We start from the raw sequence: 16,534 nt of genomic DNA, 5'->3' as shown, positions 1-16,534 counted from the left end.
GCTCGACGGCTGCATTACGCGCCAATTCCTGCCCGGGGCCCCCGGCCAGCGCGCGCTGAACCCCGCCCCCCGGGGCCCCGCGCGCCCATGCGAATCCCTCGCGCCGAGAAGGCAGTTGCTGGGAGTTCTTGCGCGAAGGACAGGTTCCACGGACACACCTCCTAGGACATCTGTCGGCAAAACCGTTTTCTTGTCGAACTCCGGACAGGCTCTTTAACCCTAACAAAAACAAGGGTTTAGCCGCTACTGATGCTCGTCGCGATTGTGGACTCCCGTCGGCTTCGCTGGCGTTACGCGGCGTGATCAGGATCGTCTTGAGACGTACGGATGCCATACGGACGTTGACGTCGGCACTAGGTTTATGTAGTGTACGGACAGCGCCCGGACATATCGGGCGCATTGTCAGTCGCGATCACAAGAGGGAGAGAGGAACATGACATCCGCCGCACAAGCGTATCTGGCGCTGCCAGCGGACGAGCGGTTTGAGACCAGGATCTCGACCGCGCTCAAGCGGCATGCGGAGACCGTCGCGAAGGCCAAAGGCGAGAGTTTGAGCGAGTACGTCCTCGAGATGCTCGCCGAAAAGGTGGCCATGGACATTGTGGCGACTCAAGAGCTCACGCTCACCCCGACGGAGCAAGTTGAGTTGTTGCGCATCTTGGCGTCCCCGGCAGTCGTGACGCCGGCGCTCGAGCAGGCCACGGCGTGGGCGGACACCCTGTGGGGTGCCGCGTCAGATCAGCCCGGCGCTCGGTCGGCCGTATAACAGAGACAGAGGCGTCGAATTCTTCCTGCTACACAAATCCCAATGCAGCAATCGTGGAAGCTGATTCGACTTGATGCGAACCACCCTGTGGCGGCGTTCACATGCGGGACGCGCCCCGGCGCTTCCGAGATCGACCGCTATCTCCGCGAGCAGGCACTGATTGAGCAAGCCGCACGACTGTCGGCGGTGTGGGTCGTTGAGGACACCAACGCGAACGCGCTCAACGACGCCATCGTCGGATTTTTTACGTTGTCGCCCGTCAGCGTACGCCTGTCGCCATTGCTCATGGAGCGCATAGGCGTCCACGCGCCGTACCTATCTATCGGGGGATGGCTGCTCGGAAAGATGGGCGTCGCCGTGCAGCACCAAGGCCATGGGCTCGGTGCGCCGCTCGTGGCCTCGGCGATCGCACAGGCAAGGGCGCTGCGCGATACGACCGCTGGCCCCCTGCTCGTGGTGGATCCCAAGAACGAGCAACTCATGCACTGGTATCTGGGCCTCAACTTCGGCTTAACTCGGCTCGCCCCAACGGATCCGAGGTCACTCCGCTTGGCGATGAAGTTGTAAGCGGCGCTGCTGCACCTGTGCCATCGCCCACGCCGCCTGTTCGCGCACGACCTCGTGCTCATGCGCCAGCATCGCCTCGAGCACCGAAACATCGTCGGTGGTACCGATGTTCCCCAGCACCACACACGCGTTCCGCTTGAGCATCCACAGCTTGGCGCGCTTGATCGCGCCGCCCTTGAACGCCGCCGCGTAATCTGCGGCGTCCATCGTCAAGATCTCGCGCGCCAACGCCCGCGTGCCCTCGCGTGATCCCGCATCGAGAAACATCTCGCGCGACGCGAACGCCGGCTCACGCAGCTCCGTCGTGAACGTCACGTTCCACGGACACACCTCCTGACAGATGTCGCACCCGAACACCAGCGCCCCCATCGCCTGGCGTAAATGCTCCGGAATGTCCCCCTTGAGCTCGATGGTCAGATATGAGATGCACTTGCTGGCATCAAGGTCACGTGGTCCCGCAAACGCGTCAGTGGGACAGGCGTCAAGGCAGCGCGTGCAGGTGCCACAGCGGTCGGCCTCGAACGGCGCGTCCGGCTCCAACGGAAACTCCACGAACAACGACGCCAGGAAGAAGAACGACCCGATGCGCGGACTGATGAGCAGCGTGTTCTTGCCGAACCACCCCAGCCCTGCGCGCCGGGCAAGATCGCGCTCCAGTATCGGGCCCGAGTCGACGTACGGGCGCGCGTTGATGGTCTTTCCTGTTTCGCGTTCCAGCCAGTGATGCAATTGGCGCACACGCTCACGCAGCAACTCATGGTAGTCGTCACCGCGCGCGTACCGCGCGATCGGACCGCTGGGTTCACGACCGCCATACGACATGGCCACAACCAATGCATGCGTGGCGCCGACGTGCGGCCGTCGCGCATCGCGGCGCAATTCCGCGCCGTCGCCATCGAGATACGCCATTTCACCGTGGTGTCCAGCGGCCAGCCACGCATCAAACCGATCGCGCGTGGCCGGTTCACCCAACTCGGCGATGCCGGCCAAGTCGAAGCCCAGTCCGTAGGCCTGCGCCTTGAGACGCTCCGATAACGACCGGCGATCTGCGGAAGTGACCACCGCGCCTACGGCTGCCGACCCACCCAACGGGCAAAGGCGATCACGTCCTCCGCGGGCGGCATCGCCCCCTCATCGCCGTAGGCCGTATACATGCGCCACCGGAGATAACTCTGCGCCGGCAAGGGCAGGAACGGAAAACGCCGGTACCAATGCCGATGCCGGAACCGCCACGCCACGCGCAGCAGGTCGATGGCGAGGAACGGGTTGAGGAGCGCGCGCAGGGTCAGCACGCCGGTCAGTCGCAGCCAGGGCATTTTGGAATGTACATTATTGCCCCATGAACATGAACGAGTATCAGGAACTGGCCGCCCGCACCCTGGGCCGCGATCGTACCCATGAGCAGCAACTCGCCAACGCGGCGTTGGGGCTGACGGGTGAGGCCGGCGAGACGGCCGAGATCATCAAGAAGCACCTGTTTCACGCCACGCCGCTGGATCAGGATGCGTTGGCCAAGGAGCTTGGCGACTGCCTGTGGTATATCGGCGCCTTTGCCACGGTGCTGGGGCTGTCGTTGGATGACATCGCGCAGCGCAACATCGACAAGCTGCGCAAGCGCTATCCCGAGGGGTTCGATACCGAGCGCAGTCGCAACCGGACGGAGTAACCGACGGCGAGCGCCGACGGCATGGCCCGCGTCGTCCCGCGACTACAGGTAGCTCCGCCCGTCGAACGGCACCGACCCCGCATCGATCCCCAGCAGTGCCAGCGCGCTCGGCACCACATCGGTGGTGCGCTGCGGCAGCCGCGCGGGCGGCGCGTCCAACAAGAGCGGCACCAGCATCTGCTCCCGCAGCAGCGCCCCGTGAGTTGAGACATGAACCGTTGGTTCGAAGCGCGCGCGCAAGTCCCAATCGGGCGCCGCGGAGATCACGATATCGCCGCCACGCGGCGTTGGCACCAGCGACGCCAGTTGCACAATGGCATCGGGATACGGTGAGTCGGCGCACGCGTGCCAGGCGGCGTTCGCATCGAGATCGGGCAGTGAACCGCCAAGCTGCAACGGATCACCATCGGACGCTTGGTACGACCAGCGCGCGTCGTGCCCTTCGTGGCTTCGTCGAATCTCAGCGGTACCGCGGCGCGCGTGATGCACCTGCACGGTGTTCGCATCGATCGCTACGGCCGCGAGGTCGACGGACGGGCGCGTCAGCAGTCCGTCCAGCACCCGCTGCCAGCGCAAGGAAAGCTGCGGCCACCAGTGTCGGGATCGCTGTTCGAGTTCGAGATACACGTGCGCCATGGCGTTGCCACCCACCATCAACGCGATGTCGGCGTTTCGCACGTGCATGTGCGGGTGCGCGAGGACACGATATCCCAGTCCATCCAGCCAGCCATGCAGGTCGTCGTGGTTGTCCACCGACGCGTGTCCGTGATCACCCACCACCCACACATGCAGTGTGTCGCCCCACCCGCCCGATGCCGCCACATGGCGTGCACGCGCAATGGCGGCCTCGATGTCCTGCAGGCTGTCGCGCACCACGCCGGAGTCGCCACCGTAGGCGTGCGCGAGTTTGTCGGGGCTCAACAACCCCAGCATGGACAGACGCGGCGGGACGCGTTCGAATCGGCGCATGAACTCATTGACGGCCGCCTGCTCCACCCGCCGCCACCCTTCAAGGTCTCCTCGAAAATGAGCATATGCGGCGCGAATGGACCACCCCACCCCGCGCCCGATGCGACCCTGCGTCGCGCCTCGCGCGATCATCATCAGCCCCGCCAACGAGGGTGTCGCCAGATCGTACAATGTCGGTGCCCGAGGGTCGAGGTCACCGTCGACGTGCCAGATATCAATGCCCGAGTAGCTGCGCGCGCGAGACCAACGCAGTGCCCGCGCGCGATCGTACCAGCGCAGTCCCGGCATGCCTACGTGCGCCGGATGCCGTCCCATGACGAACGGTGCATAGGCGGGACCCGTTACCGACGGGAACGAACTGCTGATGTGGTGCATACCACCCGCCGCTCGCAGTGCGGCAAGGGCGGGCAATCGTCCGCCGTCCATTTCGTCGGCCAGTACATCCGGGCGCACGCCGTCGGCCACTACCACCAGCAAACGCGGCGTCCGGGCGGTATCATGCGCAGTAGCTCGCGTTGTCATCTCCCGGCCCTGCTGCCGGGAGCGCGCTGAACACCCTCTTGCGTCCTCATGGCGAAACCACGGAAATCCCAACCGCGCACGGCCACCGGCAAGAAAGCCTCGCCGGATTCGCGCACGCGCGCCGAACACGAGTCGCTGGAAGGGCTGAAGGAGCGTACCAGCGAGGGGCATCGCAAGGCGGGGCGCCTGCCGGATGAGTCGGCGCTGGTGTCCAGTGGCGCGCGCAAGGTGCGGCGCATGGACCCACGATTGATTGACCAGGACATCCGCGACCGACCGATGCTGACGGAGGACGAGAAGCTGCTGCAGTCGCCGCAGTCCGACCTCGGCTTGTTCACCACGACCGATCCGTGGCGTGTCATGCGCATTACGTCGGAGTTTGTCGAAGGATTCGATGCGCTGGCCGGCATCACGAAAGGCGTGACCATCTTCGGGTCAGCGCGCACGGGCCCGGACGACCCGCAATATGATGCGGCGCGCGAAACGGCCAAGCTGCTGGCGGAGAAAGGATTCTCGATCATTACCGGTGCGGGTCCTGGCATCATGGAGGCGGCCAACAAGGGCGCCAAGGAGGGCGGCGGACACTCGGTGGGATGCAACATCGAACTGCCGTTTGAGCAGGGCGCCAATCCGTACGTGGATACGCTGGTGAACTTCCGGTATTTCTTCGTTCGCAAGACGATGTTCATCAAGTACTCCAATGCGTTCATCATCTTCCCGGGCGGCTTCGGCACACTGGATGAACTGTTCGAGGCCCTCACGTTGATCCAGACCGGCAAGATCTATCAGTTTCCGGTCATCCTGTTCGGCCGACACTACTGGGCGGGACTGGTGCGGTGGATTACGTCACGCCTGGTGGGTGAAGGGAAGATCTCGGCTGGCGACCTGGACTTGGTGCTGCTGACAGACGATCCGGCCGAGGCAGCACAGGCGGTGATTGATGCGCATGCGGCGCAGGAGGCGTTCAAGGGGGTGGTGCGGTGAGCTGCGTCCGGCGGTGTCGGCGGGGCGAGAGGCTTCTTACCGCGAAGTACGCCAAGTTCGCGAAGCCCGATCTGCGACTTCCGTTTTCGCCTTCGCACACACTTCGCGCACTTTGCGGTAAAATCGGTTGGGGCGAATGGGAGTTAGGGGTGGGGACTGAACATTGCGCACTGGTTCATCGAATTGTCGACGGTGCGCTGGCGGTTCGGGCCAACGCGCCGCGCAGCACCTGCGCCAACCGGATTGCATCATCGTTGGCCCAGAAATGCATGAAGAACAGCCGCGGCTCATCATTGAGCAGATGATTGTGCAGCGACGTCACTTCAATACCACCGTCACGTAACGCGCGAATCACCGGATTCACTTCCGCGGCGGTGAGCACGAAGTCGCCCGTAATCGCCGCCTTGCCATCGCCGGTGGGTTGGAAATTGATGGCCGTCCCCAGTCCCATGATGGCGGGGATGACCACGCCGCCGTCACGAATGACTTCAGTGCGCGGCACGGTTACCTGGTACACGCCACCATTCACGCGACCCGCGTACCCGAGGGCACGCACCAGGGCAATGGTATCGAGCGGGAACGCCACGACGGTGGCCGACGCCGGTGCGGCTGCGGGAGGAGTAGCCGTGAGTGCGACGGCGTCGTGGACGGCACGCGCGATGGCAACCGGATTGCCGTGCCCGTGGACGTGCACATAGAGCACGCGCGGCGACTCGCGTATGACGTGATGGTGGATTGCCGTCTGTTCGATGCCACCCGCCTGAAGGCGCGTCAACACCGGTTCGATTTCATCGGCGGTCAGCACGAGGTCCCCCATCGCCATGACGCCGTCGGCCACCGGTTTCATGGCCAGCCAACTGCCCAGCGCGAAGGACGGCCGCAGCACGACACCGTCAACCGTGACGCGCAGATCGCTGCGCGGCATGTTGAAGCGGTGCACATTGTCCGACTGCGCAACGCTGGCGCGACCCATCGCCGCGTCAACTGCGGACCAGTCAACGGTGGCGACAGGTGCCGCTGCGGTGTGTGCGCCGCCGGGGTGTCCCGCACACGCGGAGAACACGGCGGTCGCCAGGGCAGGGGCCACCACGGCGCGGATCAGGCGGGACAGGACGCTGGGCATGGGGTACTCCGGGAAGGGACGTGCATCAATCTACCGATCGCCCATGCTGCGAGGAGGCGATCGGGGTTGAACCCCACCCTCTCCATGCCATATTTGAAGGAACCAGCGCGCCCGGCCCGGAAACGGCCGGGCGCTCGCCGTTTGTCCGGACCACAGCACACCCGCGCATGTTCCAGGAACTCATCGCCAAGATGGCCCGTGAAGTTGAGAAGCTCTCGTACGAGCTCAACGTCACGTTGCCGCACGACATCCGGAAAGCCGTCGAACTCGGCGACCTGAAGGAGAACAGCGAGTACAAGGCCGCGTTGGAGCGCCAGCAGTTCGTGCAGGCAAGACTGGGACAGCTCACGCAGCGCGTGACCAAGCTGGCCAACATCGACATCGGGCAGATTTCGCCCGACAAGGTTGGATTGGGCTCGCGCGTGGTGGTGGAAGACGAAGCGACCAAACAGCGCGAAAGCTACGAACTCGTATTCGGTGACGCCGGCGAGTTGCAGGAAGGGCATGTCACGATGTCGTCGCCGATTGGTAGTGCCTTGCAGGGGAAGGGGGTCGGCGAGAAGACGATCTTCAAGCTGCCTACGCGTATCCGCCGTCTGGTGATTGTTGAACTGGTCACGATTCACGATCGCAGCGCCGACGAACTCGGCTGAGGAGTCCGCCATGCAACGAGCGCAATACGCGTCGCGCGGCCCCGTGCCGCAGGATGCCATCGAGTGTGTCGAATTCACGTTACCGCCGTTGCAGGCGGGCGAGGTGCTGGTTGAGGTGCTGGCGTCGCCCATCAATCCGTCCGACGTGCTGACGCTCACGGGAGAGTATGGCATGTTGCCGCCGCTTCCCGCCGTCGGTGGCAACGAGGGCATTGGCCGCGTGGCAGCGGTTGGCGAAGGCGTCGCACTGTCCGTTGGGCAGCGCGTGGTGCTGCCGGTGGGTTCTGGCACGTGGACGTCGCATCTCGTGGCGCGCGCCGAGGCGCTGATTCCACTGCCGGCCGAGGGTGACATCGTGCAATTGTCGATGCTGTCGGTGAATCCGGCCACGGCATCGCTGTTGCTGTCCGAGTTCGTGACGCTGGAACCGGGTGAGTGGGTCATTCAGAACACGGCCAACTCCGCCGTGGGCCGCTATCTCATCCAGCTGGCCAAACGACGCGGTTTGCGCACCGTGAATGTGGTGCGTCGGGCAGAGGCGATCGCGTCGCTGGAGGCGGCGGGCGGTGATGTGGTCCTTGTGGACGGACCCGACTTGCCGAAGCGCGTGGCCGAGGCTACGGCGAAGGCCAAGATCCGTTTGGGGATTGATGCGACGGGTGGATTGGCCACGGATCGTCTGGCCCGCAGCGTGGCCATCGGCGGCATGGTGGTGACGTACGGGGCCATGAGTGGCGAGGCGTGCAAGATTGCCCCGGGTTCGTTCGTGTTTCGCGACGTCACGCTGCGCGGCTTCTGGCTGGCGTTCTGGTTTCGCAAGGCGACCAAGGCGCAGCAGCAGGCGCTGTATGGTGAATTGGTGCAGCTGATCGCGCAGGGCGCGCTGTCGGCACCGGTGCACGCGACGTATCCGTTGTCGCAGATCAAGGAGGCGGTAGCGGCGGCGGCGGCCGGCGGGAGAGACGGGAAGATTGTGGTGGTGCCATAGTCACCGTATTCGGCTACTGACATGTCGGCGATACGCCTGGTCACTGGAGTCGCCTGGTCGGCGGCGATCGCGTCGGTAGTGTGGGCGGCGACTGTCATTGGTCAATTTGATGCTGCGGTTGATGCGGAAGTGGCCCTCGCGAAGGACCGCGCCGGCTACATCTGGCGAAGTCAGGTCGCCGCAGGACGTAGCACGGATTCTGCCAGTGCCTACGTGCTTGAGGTGACGAATCGCGAACTCGCCGGGGGATATCGGGAGTCAACCACGCGACTCCCGTTTATCAGCGCCGTAGATCCCGAGGCGCTCTGGGTTGCATACCAGCTGAATCCGATTGTGGCTCGCGGAAAAACGATGCCCCGCACGGCAGCCGAAAGTCTTTCGTTGCGTGTGGCGCAGTCGAAATTCCACCAACTCTTTCGCGCCAACCGGCCGACCTTCGAGCACAGTGTCCGCAAGCGGACCCTGTCGGTGACAATCCTCTCCGGAGGGTTGCTGGTGTTGGCCATGCTGCTCACGTGGCTCGGCCGGAAGCGTCCGCTGCCACTGGTGGCGCTACCCGCCGTGCTGATCCTTGTGCTGGTTCCGCACTCGAGGATCCGGGCCCAGCAGTCGGCCTTCGCGATACGCGGTGTCGTGCGCGCTGCAGGTGACGACAAGCCGTTGTCTGGTGCGATCCTCGAGTTATCGGGCACGCGATTCACGCGTCAGGTGCGCTCCGACGAGACGGGGCAATTCAGCATTGGCGCGGTTCCGACCGGAAGCTACCGGCTTTCGGTGCTGCGTCTGGGCTATCAGGCAATTGTACAGGCGGTTGCCGTTGGCGACAGGGACGCGCAGCTCACAATTCGCATGACCGCCGATCCGACAGAACTGCGCGCCATTGTCACGCGCGCAAACGTCACGGCCATCTATGGTGGGATCGGCGCCGTGGGTTCGGGGCGAAATGCCACTGGCGAGCGGGAAATGTCTGCAGTCGCGGATGCGAAGATCCACGTTATTGGTTCACGAAAGTCCGCAACCGCTGATAGCGTGGGACGGTTCTTTCTCGAGCTCGACAAGCCCGGGCTGTACATGGTGCGCGTAACAAGCCCCGGACTGGCACCCCAGCTGTTTCCCGTGGAGGTGCCGCGCAACAAGGCGGTCGAGGTGTCGCGCATGATGGACTCGGCGCGCATGACAGCGCCGTCCGGACGCGAGTATATGTTCGACGAGATGGACCGCCGCGTGGGATGGCGCGCCATGAATTCCGCGCTGGTGACGGGATCGGAATTGCGCGCCGCTGGCGGCGCATTGAGCGACGCGTTGGTGCGATCGAAGTCGATGACATTGCGGGGACTTCGACTGGGTGTCACGACCTGCGTGTTCCTGAACGGCATCCCTCGACCAGGGATGCCGTTGGATGCCATTCAGATTGAAGAGGTTGAGGCGGTGGAGCTGTACGGCGCGCGCGGCGATCCGACCGGGACGTTGGCGAGTTCGTGGCCAGCGGGCGCGCAATGTGGGAGCGCGTCACGATTGCCACCGCCGCGCAGCGGCGGGATTGCTCCACCGGACGCCAAGTGGGCCGCAATCTGGACTCAGCGCTAGGCGTTGTGCGCACGTGGGGCGCGCAAATAGGCAAACGAATACCGTTCGGCGTACCCAAAGGCCCACCCCCAGCTATCTTTCAGGCATGATTGACTGGTCCTCCTGCCCCCTGGCGTCACCCTCGAGCGAGTGCGCGCGGTCTTGGAGCACGCGGCTCGCAGTGGTCTGAGCGCCGCGTAAGTGCGTGTCCTGTTCGATCAGGGCACCCCGTCACCGTTCCGCCGCGGGCTCCTGCTGCGTGCGGTAGTGACTGCCCATGAGCGCGGGTGGTCGACCCTGCGAAACGGAGCATTGCTGCAGGCAGCCGAGGACGCCGGATTCGAAGTGATGATTACCACCGACCAGCACCTGCAGTATCCGCAGAACTTGGCTGCGCGGCGCATCGCGATCGGGAAGCTCGCTTCGCTTGCATTGATTTCGTCCGCTCGCACCTGGACGCCACGTCGTAGGCAGCACCGTGAATCGTCATTCCTGATCGTCAGTTTGTCTGTCGCTACTCGCTGGTCCACGCGTTGGAGGTCGTAGATGCGCCTCGGGGTCCGTGCTACCCTGCTCCTCACATGTGCGGCCGCGTGTGCGTCGGTGGTGCGCGCGCAGCAGCCATCCCCCGTCCGAGCGCGCGATCTGGGGATTCCGTTCATCGGCGTACCGGGGCGGCACAACGCCATCACCGACGTGCCCGGTGTTGAGGTCGGGTATGCAACGCTGATCCAAGGCACCGGCGCGTGGAAGCGAGGCGCAGGCCCCGTCCGGACGGGGGTCACAGTCGTACTTCCTAAGGGCAAGACCGACCTGTCGTACAACGCGGGCTACTTCATCTTCAATGGCGATGGGGAGATGACCGGACTGCCTTACATCCACGATTACGGGCGCAGCGGGGGCCCGATCGGGATCACCAATACGAACAGCGTCGGCGTGGTCCGCGACGCGATTGGCGTCTGGCTTCACCAGCGATTCGGCGCCGGCAGCCCGTCAGACTTCTCGTTCGGCCTGCCGGTCGTGGGCGAGACCTGGGACGGCTTTCTGAACGAGATCAACGGCGCCCACGTGAAGCCGGCGCACGTCTTCTCCGCACTCGACGGCGCTACGGGCGGTCCGCTGGCCGAAGGCAGTGTGGGAGGGGGCACTGGAATGATGTCGTACTATCTTAAGGCGGGAACCGGCACCGCCTCGCGGACGATTACGATCGGCGCCGCGACCTACACGGTGGGCGTGCTGGTGCAGGCGAATCTCGGCCGCTTGGAAGACCTGGTGATCGCCGGCGTGCCCGTGGGGCCCGAGTTGGCGGATCTGGAACCGATTGAGAAGCCGACGGAAGACGGGTCGATCATCATTGTGATCGGCACCGATGCGCCGCTGTCCGGGGCGCAGCTGAACTTAGTGGCCAAGCGAGCCGCATTGGGTATGGGACGAACGGGCACGCGCGGTGAGAGCGGTTCGGGTGATCTCTTCGTCGCGTTCTCAACCATCAGCGGGGCGTACGACTCCACCACGCGGACAACGACGACCCGGACGCTTTCGAAGCAGAGTCTCAATCCGGTGTTTCGTGCAACGGTCGACGCCACCGAAGAGGCCATCGTCAACAGCCTCGTCGCGGCGAAGGACATGGACGGCCTGAATGGGAATCGGGTCTTTGCGCTGCCCCATGAGCGGCTGCGAGCGGTGTTGCGCAAATTCAATCGACTCACACGATAGGCCGCATGCCGTCGTGTGAGCGTTAGTGCTGCCTGACAGTCCTCATGAGTGTATCGCCCTGCCGCAGAACGCGAGCTTGCCCATGACCGAAACTATGCCCACGAATCGCAGTCTCAGGGTCGTAGGAGTGTTGGGCGCTCTGGCGCTTGTCATCTCCATCGGCGTGTTCACGCAGTCGTTTCTGGCCTGGCGCGCCGGCGTCGAGGGCTGGCGGCCGGGGGCGAACATGAATCAGATGCGTTCCTCTGGCACAACGATCGCCCTCGTGCTCGGTTTTCTGTTCTTGTCGAACGCGGCGCGGAATCCGGCGGCGCCGAAGGCCTGGTACCGATATGCCGCCGCATACGGGCTGTTCGCCGTTGCCGTCGCGCTGATCGTGCTCCAGTTCCGGTGGCTGGGCCAGCGATGAGTCGCGTCCGGGCCGCCTGGATGGTTGGCGTTGACAGTCACTGTATGGTCGCAGTGGCATTCGTCGGAGATGCACGTGCCTCGCCAACATGTGAGCGGCCTTAGCGCATGCGTCGGCGGCATGCGACTGATGGCGATCTTGGTCTCGTTTTCGCCGTCAATAGACACCATCAGCAGTTCCGTTTCCTTCTTGAGCGGCTCATCGAGCAGCGTGCGCAGCTCCTTGAGTGGGGCCCGCAGAACGGACACCAGTATCCGTGGTAGAACACCAAGTCCACGTTCTTCTTGCCACCCAGTGAGGAGAGTGTCGCGGTGCCGCCGCCAAATTTGGCCAGCGTGAAGTCCGGGGCCGTTGCACCCATCGTGACCCGCTCGATTTCAGTCGGAGGCAGGTCCTTGCCGTCTATCGGCCCCAACATCGGCGCGGCCTGCGCGCCAAGCGTTGCCGAACAGAGCACCGCGAGGGACCCCTTTTCGTTCAAATCTGCTATCCTTGAGAGACGTTCGGAGACAGCCTCGGGATATCGACCAACTACTGCACTCGCCTGTACTGATCGTGACCATACGCACGCTTGAGGTTGTAGCACACACCGCGATCCGCCGGTTCACCCCGGTGCAGGAAATGTTGATATCGACCGCGGCGCTCGTTGCGGCACTGAGCACGTGGAGCGGAACGGCGACGGCGCAGTCGAGGGTGCCAAGCAATGATCCGAGTCCGCACAGCGAGATTGCCCTGATTGGCGAGCACAAAAGCGTGCGCCCGGGAACACGGGCCACGGTGGCACTGCGCGTGACCATGGACGCCGGCTGGCACACGTACTGGACCAACGCCGGCGACGCAGGCTTCGCGATTGCCGCGCAGTGGAAGGCGCCGGCCGGCGTGACCATATCCGCGCTGCAGCTTCCCACGCCCAAGTTGTTGCCGCAGCCGCCGTTGATGAGCTACGGGTATGAGGACGAGCTGGTGGTGCTTGCGGATGTCGACGTGCCCGCATCGACTCCGGTGGGATCGACGGTGCGGCTGTCGGCAAAGGCCGATTGGCTGGTGTGTGCGGAGATCTGTCTGCCCGCCAGCGGGGACGTGGCCCTCGAACTTCCGGTCCGTGCGCAGGAACCGACCGCCACTCGCTGGGCGTCGTCCATTCAGGCCACGCGCGACCGGTTGGTCCGTCCGTCCACCAACTGGACCCTCAGCGCGCGACCAACGCGCGACGGGTACGCACTCGTAGCACAAATTCCCGCCGATGTCATGCGGGCGTTGCGCGCCCCGTACTTCATCGCCGATTCGATGACGGTGGTGAATCATTCGGCCGAACAGCGCGTGCTGGTGTCTCGCGACACGTTGCGTATGGAGATTGTCCGGTCGGCCATCAAGTCCGCTGCGCCCGCGCGGCTGCAGGGCGTGGTGCTGGGAGACGTCGCCACTGGTTCACCCGGGTGGCACATCGATGTCGAGCTGTCGAGTGTCACGCCAACGGTCGTTGCGCAAACGGTGTTCCCGGACGGTGCCACCGTTCAGCGCACCGGCGGCGCCAACATGGCCGTGGCGGCACGCGTCGCGCCGACCGCAGAGCGAGAAGGGATTGTGGGTTTGCTGCTGGCGATGGGCGCGGCGCTGCTGGGCGGACTGCTGCTCAACTTGATGCCGTGTGTGTTTCCGGTGCTTTCGGTAAAGATTCTTTCGCTGGTGGAACGTGGCGGCGCCGATGCGCGCGAAGGTCGACGCCACGCCATGGTGTTCACGGTCGGCGTGCTGTCCACGTTCTGGGCATTGGCCGGTGTGCTGCTGCTGCTCCGCGCCGGTGGCACGCAATTGGGGTGGGGATTTCAGTTGCAGTCGCCCGCGGTGGTAACGGTGCTGGCGCTGGTGTTGTTCGCGCTGGCCCTCAACCTGAGCGGTGTATTCGTGTTGGGAGCGGGGCTCACGCGTTTGGGCGCGGTGGGCGGCGGCGCGCGATACTACGATTCGTTTCTCACCGGGCTGATGGCGGTGGTGGTGGCCACGCCGTGTACAGCGCCCTTCATGGGAGCGGCATTGGGATTCGCCCTCACGCAGTCGGCGGTGGCCGGAATGGCCGTGTTCACCGCGCTGGGGTTGGGGCTGGCGCTGCCGTACATCGTGTTCGCATCCAGTCCGCAACTCATGCGGCGACTGCCGAAGCCTGGGGCGTGGCTGGAGACGTTGAAGCAGCTGCTGGCGTTCCCGATGTATGCGACGGTGGTGTGGTTGTTGTGGGTGCTGGGCCGTCAGGCCGGCACGGACATCATGTCGATGGCGTTGCTGGCAACGGTACTGGTAGCGCTGACCGCGTGGTTGGCCGGCCGCGCACAGTACTCGGGTCGGCATGGACTGGGCACGATGGCGTTGATCGCCGTGGGCGTGTCCATCGTCGCTGGTGGCTATGTGGTGGGGTCGCAGCCGGTGGAAGTGCGCGCGCAATCGGTGCCACAGGGATGGGAGCCGTTCACGGTGGCTCGCGTTGAAGAAGCCCGTCGCGAAGGCCGAGCGATCTTCGTGGACTTCACCGCGGCCTGGTGCCTGTCGTGTCAGGTCAACGAGCGCGTGGCGCTGCACTCGGCGTCGGTTGAACGCGCGTTTGTCGACGGCAACGTGTTGCTGTTACGGGCCGACTGGACGTCGCGCGATCCGGAGATCACCAAGGCGCTCGCCACATTTGGGCGGAGCGGTGTGCCGCTGTACGTGATGTACCCGCGCACGGCGGGCGCGGCGGCGGAGGTCCTGCCGGCGGTGCTTACGTCGGGTATCGTTACGGACGCAGTGACGAGAGCCACCGCGGCTGGGGCGCCCTAGACGCCTCGCATCACGGCCAGCCACGCGCGTTACCAGCGATAAATAGATTCGCGAGCAGCAACACCAGCGCAGGCAGTGTGTGAAACACAGTGTCACGCACCCGCAAGCGAACCAGTACGGCAAAGAACATCAACACACTCAATCCGGTAGCGCTGAGCACGGTGATTGGTTGGACGACAAATCCCGTCATCAGGCCAAGCGCGCCGACGACCTCAAGCGACCCGACAAGACGGCGAAACTGGCTCAGGCCATAGCGACGGAACTCCTCCACCATCCCATCAGAAAAAAGGCAAAGGAGACCATACCCGAGGAACACCAGGATCGATAGCACGTTTGCTAGGAGATAGGCAATCTGCATAACCGTCCGGGTGCCGACCTTTGGTGACTGCTCGGTGCAGAGAGCATAGGCGCAGGATTCTCATACATGCAGGGTGAACATCGTGAACTCAATTTCAGTGCCCGCAGTGCTGCAGATCTTCGTCGGTTTGGGGCTGCTGAACGTCTGGCTCGTTCGTTCTGGACGCAGCACGCCCTATCGCGGAGGCAGCGCGAGGTCGCTCAAGGAGGAATTCGCTGCGTACGGATTGCCGGATTCCGCGCGCTTGATGGTTGGCGCGCTCAAAGTCATCGCCGGCATCATCCTGTTGGCCGGGCTCTGGTGGCCACTGCCAGTGCGCCTGGCGGCCGGCGTGGTGGCTGCGCTCATGTGCGGCGCCATCGCGATGCACATCAAGGTGAAGGACGCCGCGATGAAATCGCTGCCGGCGATTCTGATGCTGGTGATGAGCCTGGGGATTGTCGCGCTGCGATAATCAGCCGGCGACAATCCCGCCATCAATCGCCGGCGCGTGTCCGCTCATGAAGGCGCCGGCGGCCGAGCAAAGGAACAACGCCGCCGTGGCCGACTTTGTCGGCCGTCCACACCGTGCGCGACGCCGACACGCATGCATGACCTGCGTTCGGCAGTAGCCTTCAGTAAAATCTCGATGAAACGGCCGCCCCTCGCCGGCGCTATCGTGCGCGATGCACAGCCCATACGCCGCAGCGCACCCCGGCCCAGTCGCGGCTCGTCGCCAGTCTCCATTGACATGTCGCGCACATGCACGCATGTTAGGCACATGCCAAAGATGATCCAGATCCGGCACGTCCCGGATGCCTTGCATAGGAAACTCAAGGTCCGTGCCGCGGAGGCCGACATGACGCTTTCCGACTACATCAAGCGCGAACTGGAACAGATGGCCGCAAGGCCGACCTTGGCTCAGATCGCCGCGAGACTCAAGGAACTTGAACCGGTCGAACTCGACGAATCGGTTGTCGACACTTTGCGGGACGCACGGAACTCACGGTGATCGCACCACTGCCCGGTTCGCGCCGCTCGTCCGCGATCGTCCTCGACGCGTCCGTCGTGGTGGAGCTGGTGCTGGCGTCCCAAGCCGGCACTGCCGCAATGGCGCGACTCGTCGCCGACAACGCGCTATTGCACGCACCGGAGTTGCTGGACATCGAGGTACTGCATGTGCTGCGTCGGGCGGCATTGCTGGGCCAGCTCACGCCGCAGCGCGCCGAACAGGCCATTGGGGTGCTGGAGTCACTGCCGCTCACGCGGCATCCCCATGCGCCGCTGCGGCGCCGATGTTGGCAGCTGCGCGCCAACTTCTCCGCGTATGATGCCGCATACGTGGCGTTGGCCGAGGGATTGGGTGCGCGGTTGATGACGCGGGATGCGCGAATCGCCCGTGCGCCGGGACTGGGGGCGGTGGTGGAGCTCGTGTAGGGCTGATCGTCCCCGCTACA

At 64.5% G+C, this 16,534-nt stretch carries 19 protein-coding genes; 13 read left to right on the top strand and 6 right to left on the bottom strand.

What is annotated here, in order from left to right; translation table 11 throughout:
* Nucleotides 1-433 precede the first annotated feature (433 nt).
* The gene (locus IPP90_02945) at nt 434-766 is read left to right on the top strand and encodes a DUF1778 domain-containing protein (GenBank protein MBL0169675.1); all 333 of its coding nucleotides are present in this window, start codon (nt 434-436) and stop codon (nt 764-766) included.
* Between the two features lie 87 nt (nt 767-853).
* Nucleotides 854-1,333, top strand: coding sequence for a hypothetical protein (locus IPP90_02940; protein ID MBL0169674.1), 480 nt, complete (start codon nt 854-856; stop codon nt 1,331-1,333).
* On the opposite strand, the gene queG is transcribed toward IPP90_02940, so the two are convergent.
* Complete coding sequence (gene queG / locus IPP90_02935; GenBank protein ID MBL0169673.1) at nt 1,307-2,395, bottom strand: tRNA epoxyqueuosine(34) reductase QueG; 1,089 nt, start codon at nt 2,393-2,395, stop codon at nt 1,307-1,309. The two genes, IPP90_02940 and queG, sit on opposite strands and share 27 nt — an antisense overlap.
* A gap of 5 nt (nt 2,396-2,400) precedes the next feature.
* Complete coding sequence (locus tag IPP90_02930) at nt 2,401-2,649, bottom strand: hypothetical protein (GenBank protein ID MBL0169672.1); 249 nt, start codon at nt 2,647-2,649, stop codon at nt 2,401-2,403.
* Between the two features lie 23 nt (nt 2,650-2,672).
* Here IPP90_02930 and IPP90_02925 point away from each other — a divergent pair, with 23 nt between their 5' ends.
* Complete coding sequence (locus IPP90_02925) at nt 2,673-2,999, top strand: nucleoside triphosphate pyrophosphohydrolase family protein (GenBank protein MBL0169671.1); 327 nt, start codon at nt 2,673-2,675, stop codon at nt 2,997-2,999.
* 42 nt (nt 3,000-3,041) lie between these two features.
* Here the strand turns inward: IPP90_02925 and IPP90_02920 are convergent, their stop codons facing one another.
* The gene (locus tag IPP90_02920; GenBank protein ID MBL0169670.1) at nt 3,042-4,490 is read right to left on the bottom strand and encodes an alkaline phosphatase family protein; all 1,449 of its coding nucleotides are present in this window, start codon (nt 4,488-4,490) and stop codon (nt 3,042-3,044) included.
* A 237-nt stretch (nt 4,491-4,727) separates the two neighbouring features.
* Here IPP90_02920 and IPP90_02915 point away from each other — a divergent pair, with 237 nt between their 5' ends.
* Nucleotides 4,728-5,474, top strand: a complete 747-nt coding sequence (locus IPP90_02915; protein MBL0169669.1) for a TIGR00730 family Rossman fold protein — start codon at nt 4,728-4,730, stop codon at nt 5,472-5,474.
* Nucleotides 5,475-5,649: 175 nt separating this feature from the next.
* Here the strand turns inward: IPP90_02915 and IPP90_02910 are convergent, their stop codons facing one another.
* On the bottom strand, nt 5,650-6,597 hold the full coding sequence (locus IPP90_02910; protein MBL0169668.1) for a DUF1259 domain-containing protein: 948 nt from the start codon (nt 6,595-6,597) through the stop codon (nt 5,650-5,652).
* 167 nt (nt 6,598-6,764) lie between these two features.
* On the opposite strand from IPP90_02910, the gene IPP90_02905 reads away from it, so the two are divergent.
* The 5 genes from IPP90_02905 to IPP90_02885 all read left to right on the top strand — a co-directional run bounded on the left by IPP90_02905 (nt 6,765) and on the right by IPP90_02885 (nt 11,929).
* Nucleotides 6,765-7,250, top strand: a complete 486-nt coding sequence (locus IPP90_02905) for a GreA/GreB family elongation factor (GenBank protein MBL0169667.1) — start codon at nt 6,765-6,767, stop codon at nt 7,248-7,250.
* Between the two features lie 10 nt (nt 7,251-7,260).
* A complete protein-coding gene (locus IPP90_02900) occupies nt 7,261-8,238 on the top strand; it encodes a zinc-dependent alcohol dehydrogenase family protein (GenBank protein ID MBL0169666.1) in 978 nt (325 codons plus the stop codon).
* 21 nt (nt 8,239-8,259) lie between these two features.
* Nucleotides 8,260-9,825, top strand: a complete 1,566-nt coding sequence (locus tag IPP90_02895; GenBank protein MBL0169665.1) for a carboxypeptidase regulatory-like domain-containing protein — start codon at nt 8,260-8,262, stop codon at nt 9,823-9,825.
* Between the two features lie 525 nt (nt 9,826-10,350).
* Nucleotides 10,351-11,520: a P1 family peptidase gene (locus IPP90_02890; GenBank protein ID MBL0169664.1), complete on the top strand. Its 1,170-nt coding sequence runs from the start codon at nt 10,351-10,353 to the stop codon at nt 11,518-11,520.
* A gap of 94 nt (nt 11,521-11,614) precedes the next feature.
* The gene (locus IPP90_02885) at nt 11,615-11,929 is read left to right on the top strand and encodes a hypothetical protein (protein MBL0169663.1); all 315 of its coding nucleotides are present in this window, start codon (nt 11,615-11,617) and stop codon (nt 11,927-11,929) included.
* A gap of 169 nt (nt 11,930-12,098) precedes the next feature.
* Here IPP90_02885 and IPP90_02880 read toward each other — a convergent pair whose 3' ends face one another.
* Nucleotides 12,099-12,410 carry a redoxin domain-containing protein gene (locus tag IPP90_02880; GenBank protein ID MBL0169662.1) on the bottom strand — a complete coding sequence of 104 codons (312 nt, stop codon included), beginning with the start codon at nt 12,408-12,410 and terminating at the stop codon, nt 12,099-12,101.
* A 74-nt stretch (nt 12,411-12,484) separates the two neighbouring features.
* Here IPP90_02880 and IPP90_02875 point away from each other — a divergent pair, with 74 nt between their 5' ends.
* Complete coding sequence (locus IPP90_02875) at nt 12,485-14,740, top strand: thioredoxin family protein (protein ID MBL0169661.1); 2,256 nt, start codon at nt 12,485-12,487, stop codon at nt 14,738-14,740.
* 10 nt (nt 14,741-14,750) lie between these two features.
* Here the strand turns inward: IPP90_02875 and IPP90_02870 are convergent, their stop codons facing one another.
* On the bottom strand, nt 14,751-15,071 hold the full coding sequence (locus IPP90_02870; GenBank protein MBL0169660.1) for a DoxX family protein: 321 nt from the start codon (nt 15,069-15,071) through the stop codon (nt 14,751-14,753).
* 118 nt (nt 15,072-15,189) lie between these two features.
* On the opposite strand from IPP90_02870, the gene IPP90_02865 reads away from it, so the two are divergent.
* The 3 genes from IPP90_02865 (at nt 15,190) to IPP90_02855 (ending at nt 16,514) form a co-directional block, all read left to right on the top strand.
* A complete protein-coding gene (locus tag IPP90_02865) occupies nt 15,190-15,552 on the top strand; it encodes a DoxX family protein (protein MBL0169659.1) in 363 nt (120 codons plus the stop codon).
* Nucleotides 15,553-15,867: 315 nt separating this feature from the next.
* The gene (locus IPP90_02860) at nt 15,868-16,089 is read left to right on the top strand and encodes a hypothetical protein (GenBank protein MBL0169658.1); all 222 of its coding nucleotides are present in this window, start codon (nt 15,868-15,870) and stop codon (nt 16,087-16,089) included.
* A gap of 35 nt (nt 16,090-16,124) precedes the next feature.
* On the top strand, nt 16,125-16,514 hold the full coding sequence (locus IPP90_02855; GenBank protein MBL0169657.1) for a type II toxin-antitoxin system VapC family toxin: 390 nt from the start codon (nt 16,125-16,127) through the stop codon (nt 16,512-16,514).
* The last annotated feature ends 20 nt before the right edge of the window (nt 16,515-16,534 follow it).

It is taken from the genome of Gemmatimonadaceae bacterium (assembly GCA_016720905.1).
Taxonomy (GTDB): Bacteria; Gemmatimonadota; Gemmatimonadetes; order Gemmatimonadales; family Gemmatimonadaceae; genus Gemmatimonas.
This window is presented reverse-complemented; position numbering and strand designations above follow the sequence as displayed.

Coding starts and splice junctions, on each gene's coding strand:
- IPP90_02945 (MBL0169675.1), top strand. CDS start 434: ATGACATCCGCCGCACAAGCGTATCTGGCGCTGCCAGCGGACGAGCGG.
- IPP90_02930 (MBL0169672.1), bottom strand. CDS start 2,649: ATGCCCTGGCTGCGACTGACCGGCGTGCTGACCCTGCGCGCGCTCCTC.
- IPP90_02925 (MBL0169671.1), top strand. CDS start 2,673: ATGAACATGAACGAGTATCAGGAACTGGCCGCCCGCACCCTGGGCCGC.
- IPP90_02920 (MBL0169670.1), bottom strand. CDS start 4,490: ATGACAACGCGAGCTACTGCGCATGATACCGCCCGGACGCCGCGTTTG.
- IPP90_02915 (MBL0169669.1), top strand. CDS start 4,728: ATGGACCCACGATTGATTGACCAGGACATCCGCGACCGACCGATGCTG.
- IPP90_02910 (MBL0169668.1), bottom strand. CDS start 6,597: ATGCCCAGCGTCCTGTCCCGCCTGATCCGCGCCGTGGTGGCCCCTGCC.
- IPP90_02905 (MBL0169667.1), top strand. CDS start 6,765: ATGTTCCAGGAACTCATCGCCAAGATGGCCCGTGAAGTTGAGAAGCTC.
- IPP90_02900 (MBL0169666.1), top strand. CDS start 7,261: ATGCAACGAGCGCAATACGCGTCGCGCGGCCCCGTGCCGCAGGATGCC.
- IPP90_02895 (MBL0169665.1), top strand. CDS start 8,260: ATGTCGGCGATACGCCTGGTCACTGGAGTCGCCTGGTCGGCGGCGATC.
- IPP90_02890 (MBL0169664.1), top strand. CDS start 10,351: ATGCGCCTCGGGGTCCGTGCTACCCTGCTCCTCACATGTGCGGCCGCG.
- IPP90_02885 (MBL0169663.1), top strand. CDS start 11,615: ATGCCCACGAATCGCAGTCTCAGGGTCGTAGGAGTGTTGGGCGCTCTG.
- IPP90_02860 (MBL0169658.1), top strand. CDS start 15,868: ATGATCCAGATCCGGCACGTCCCGGATGCCTTGCATAGGAAACTCAAG.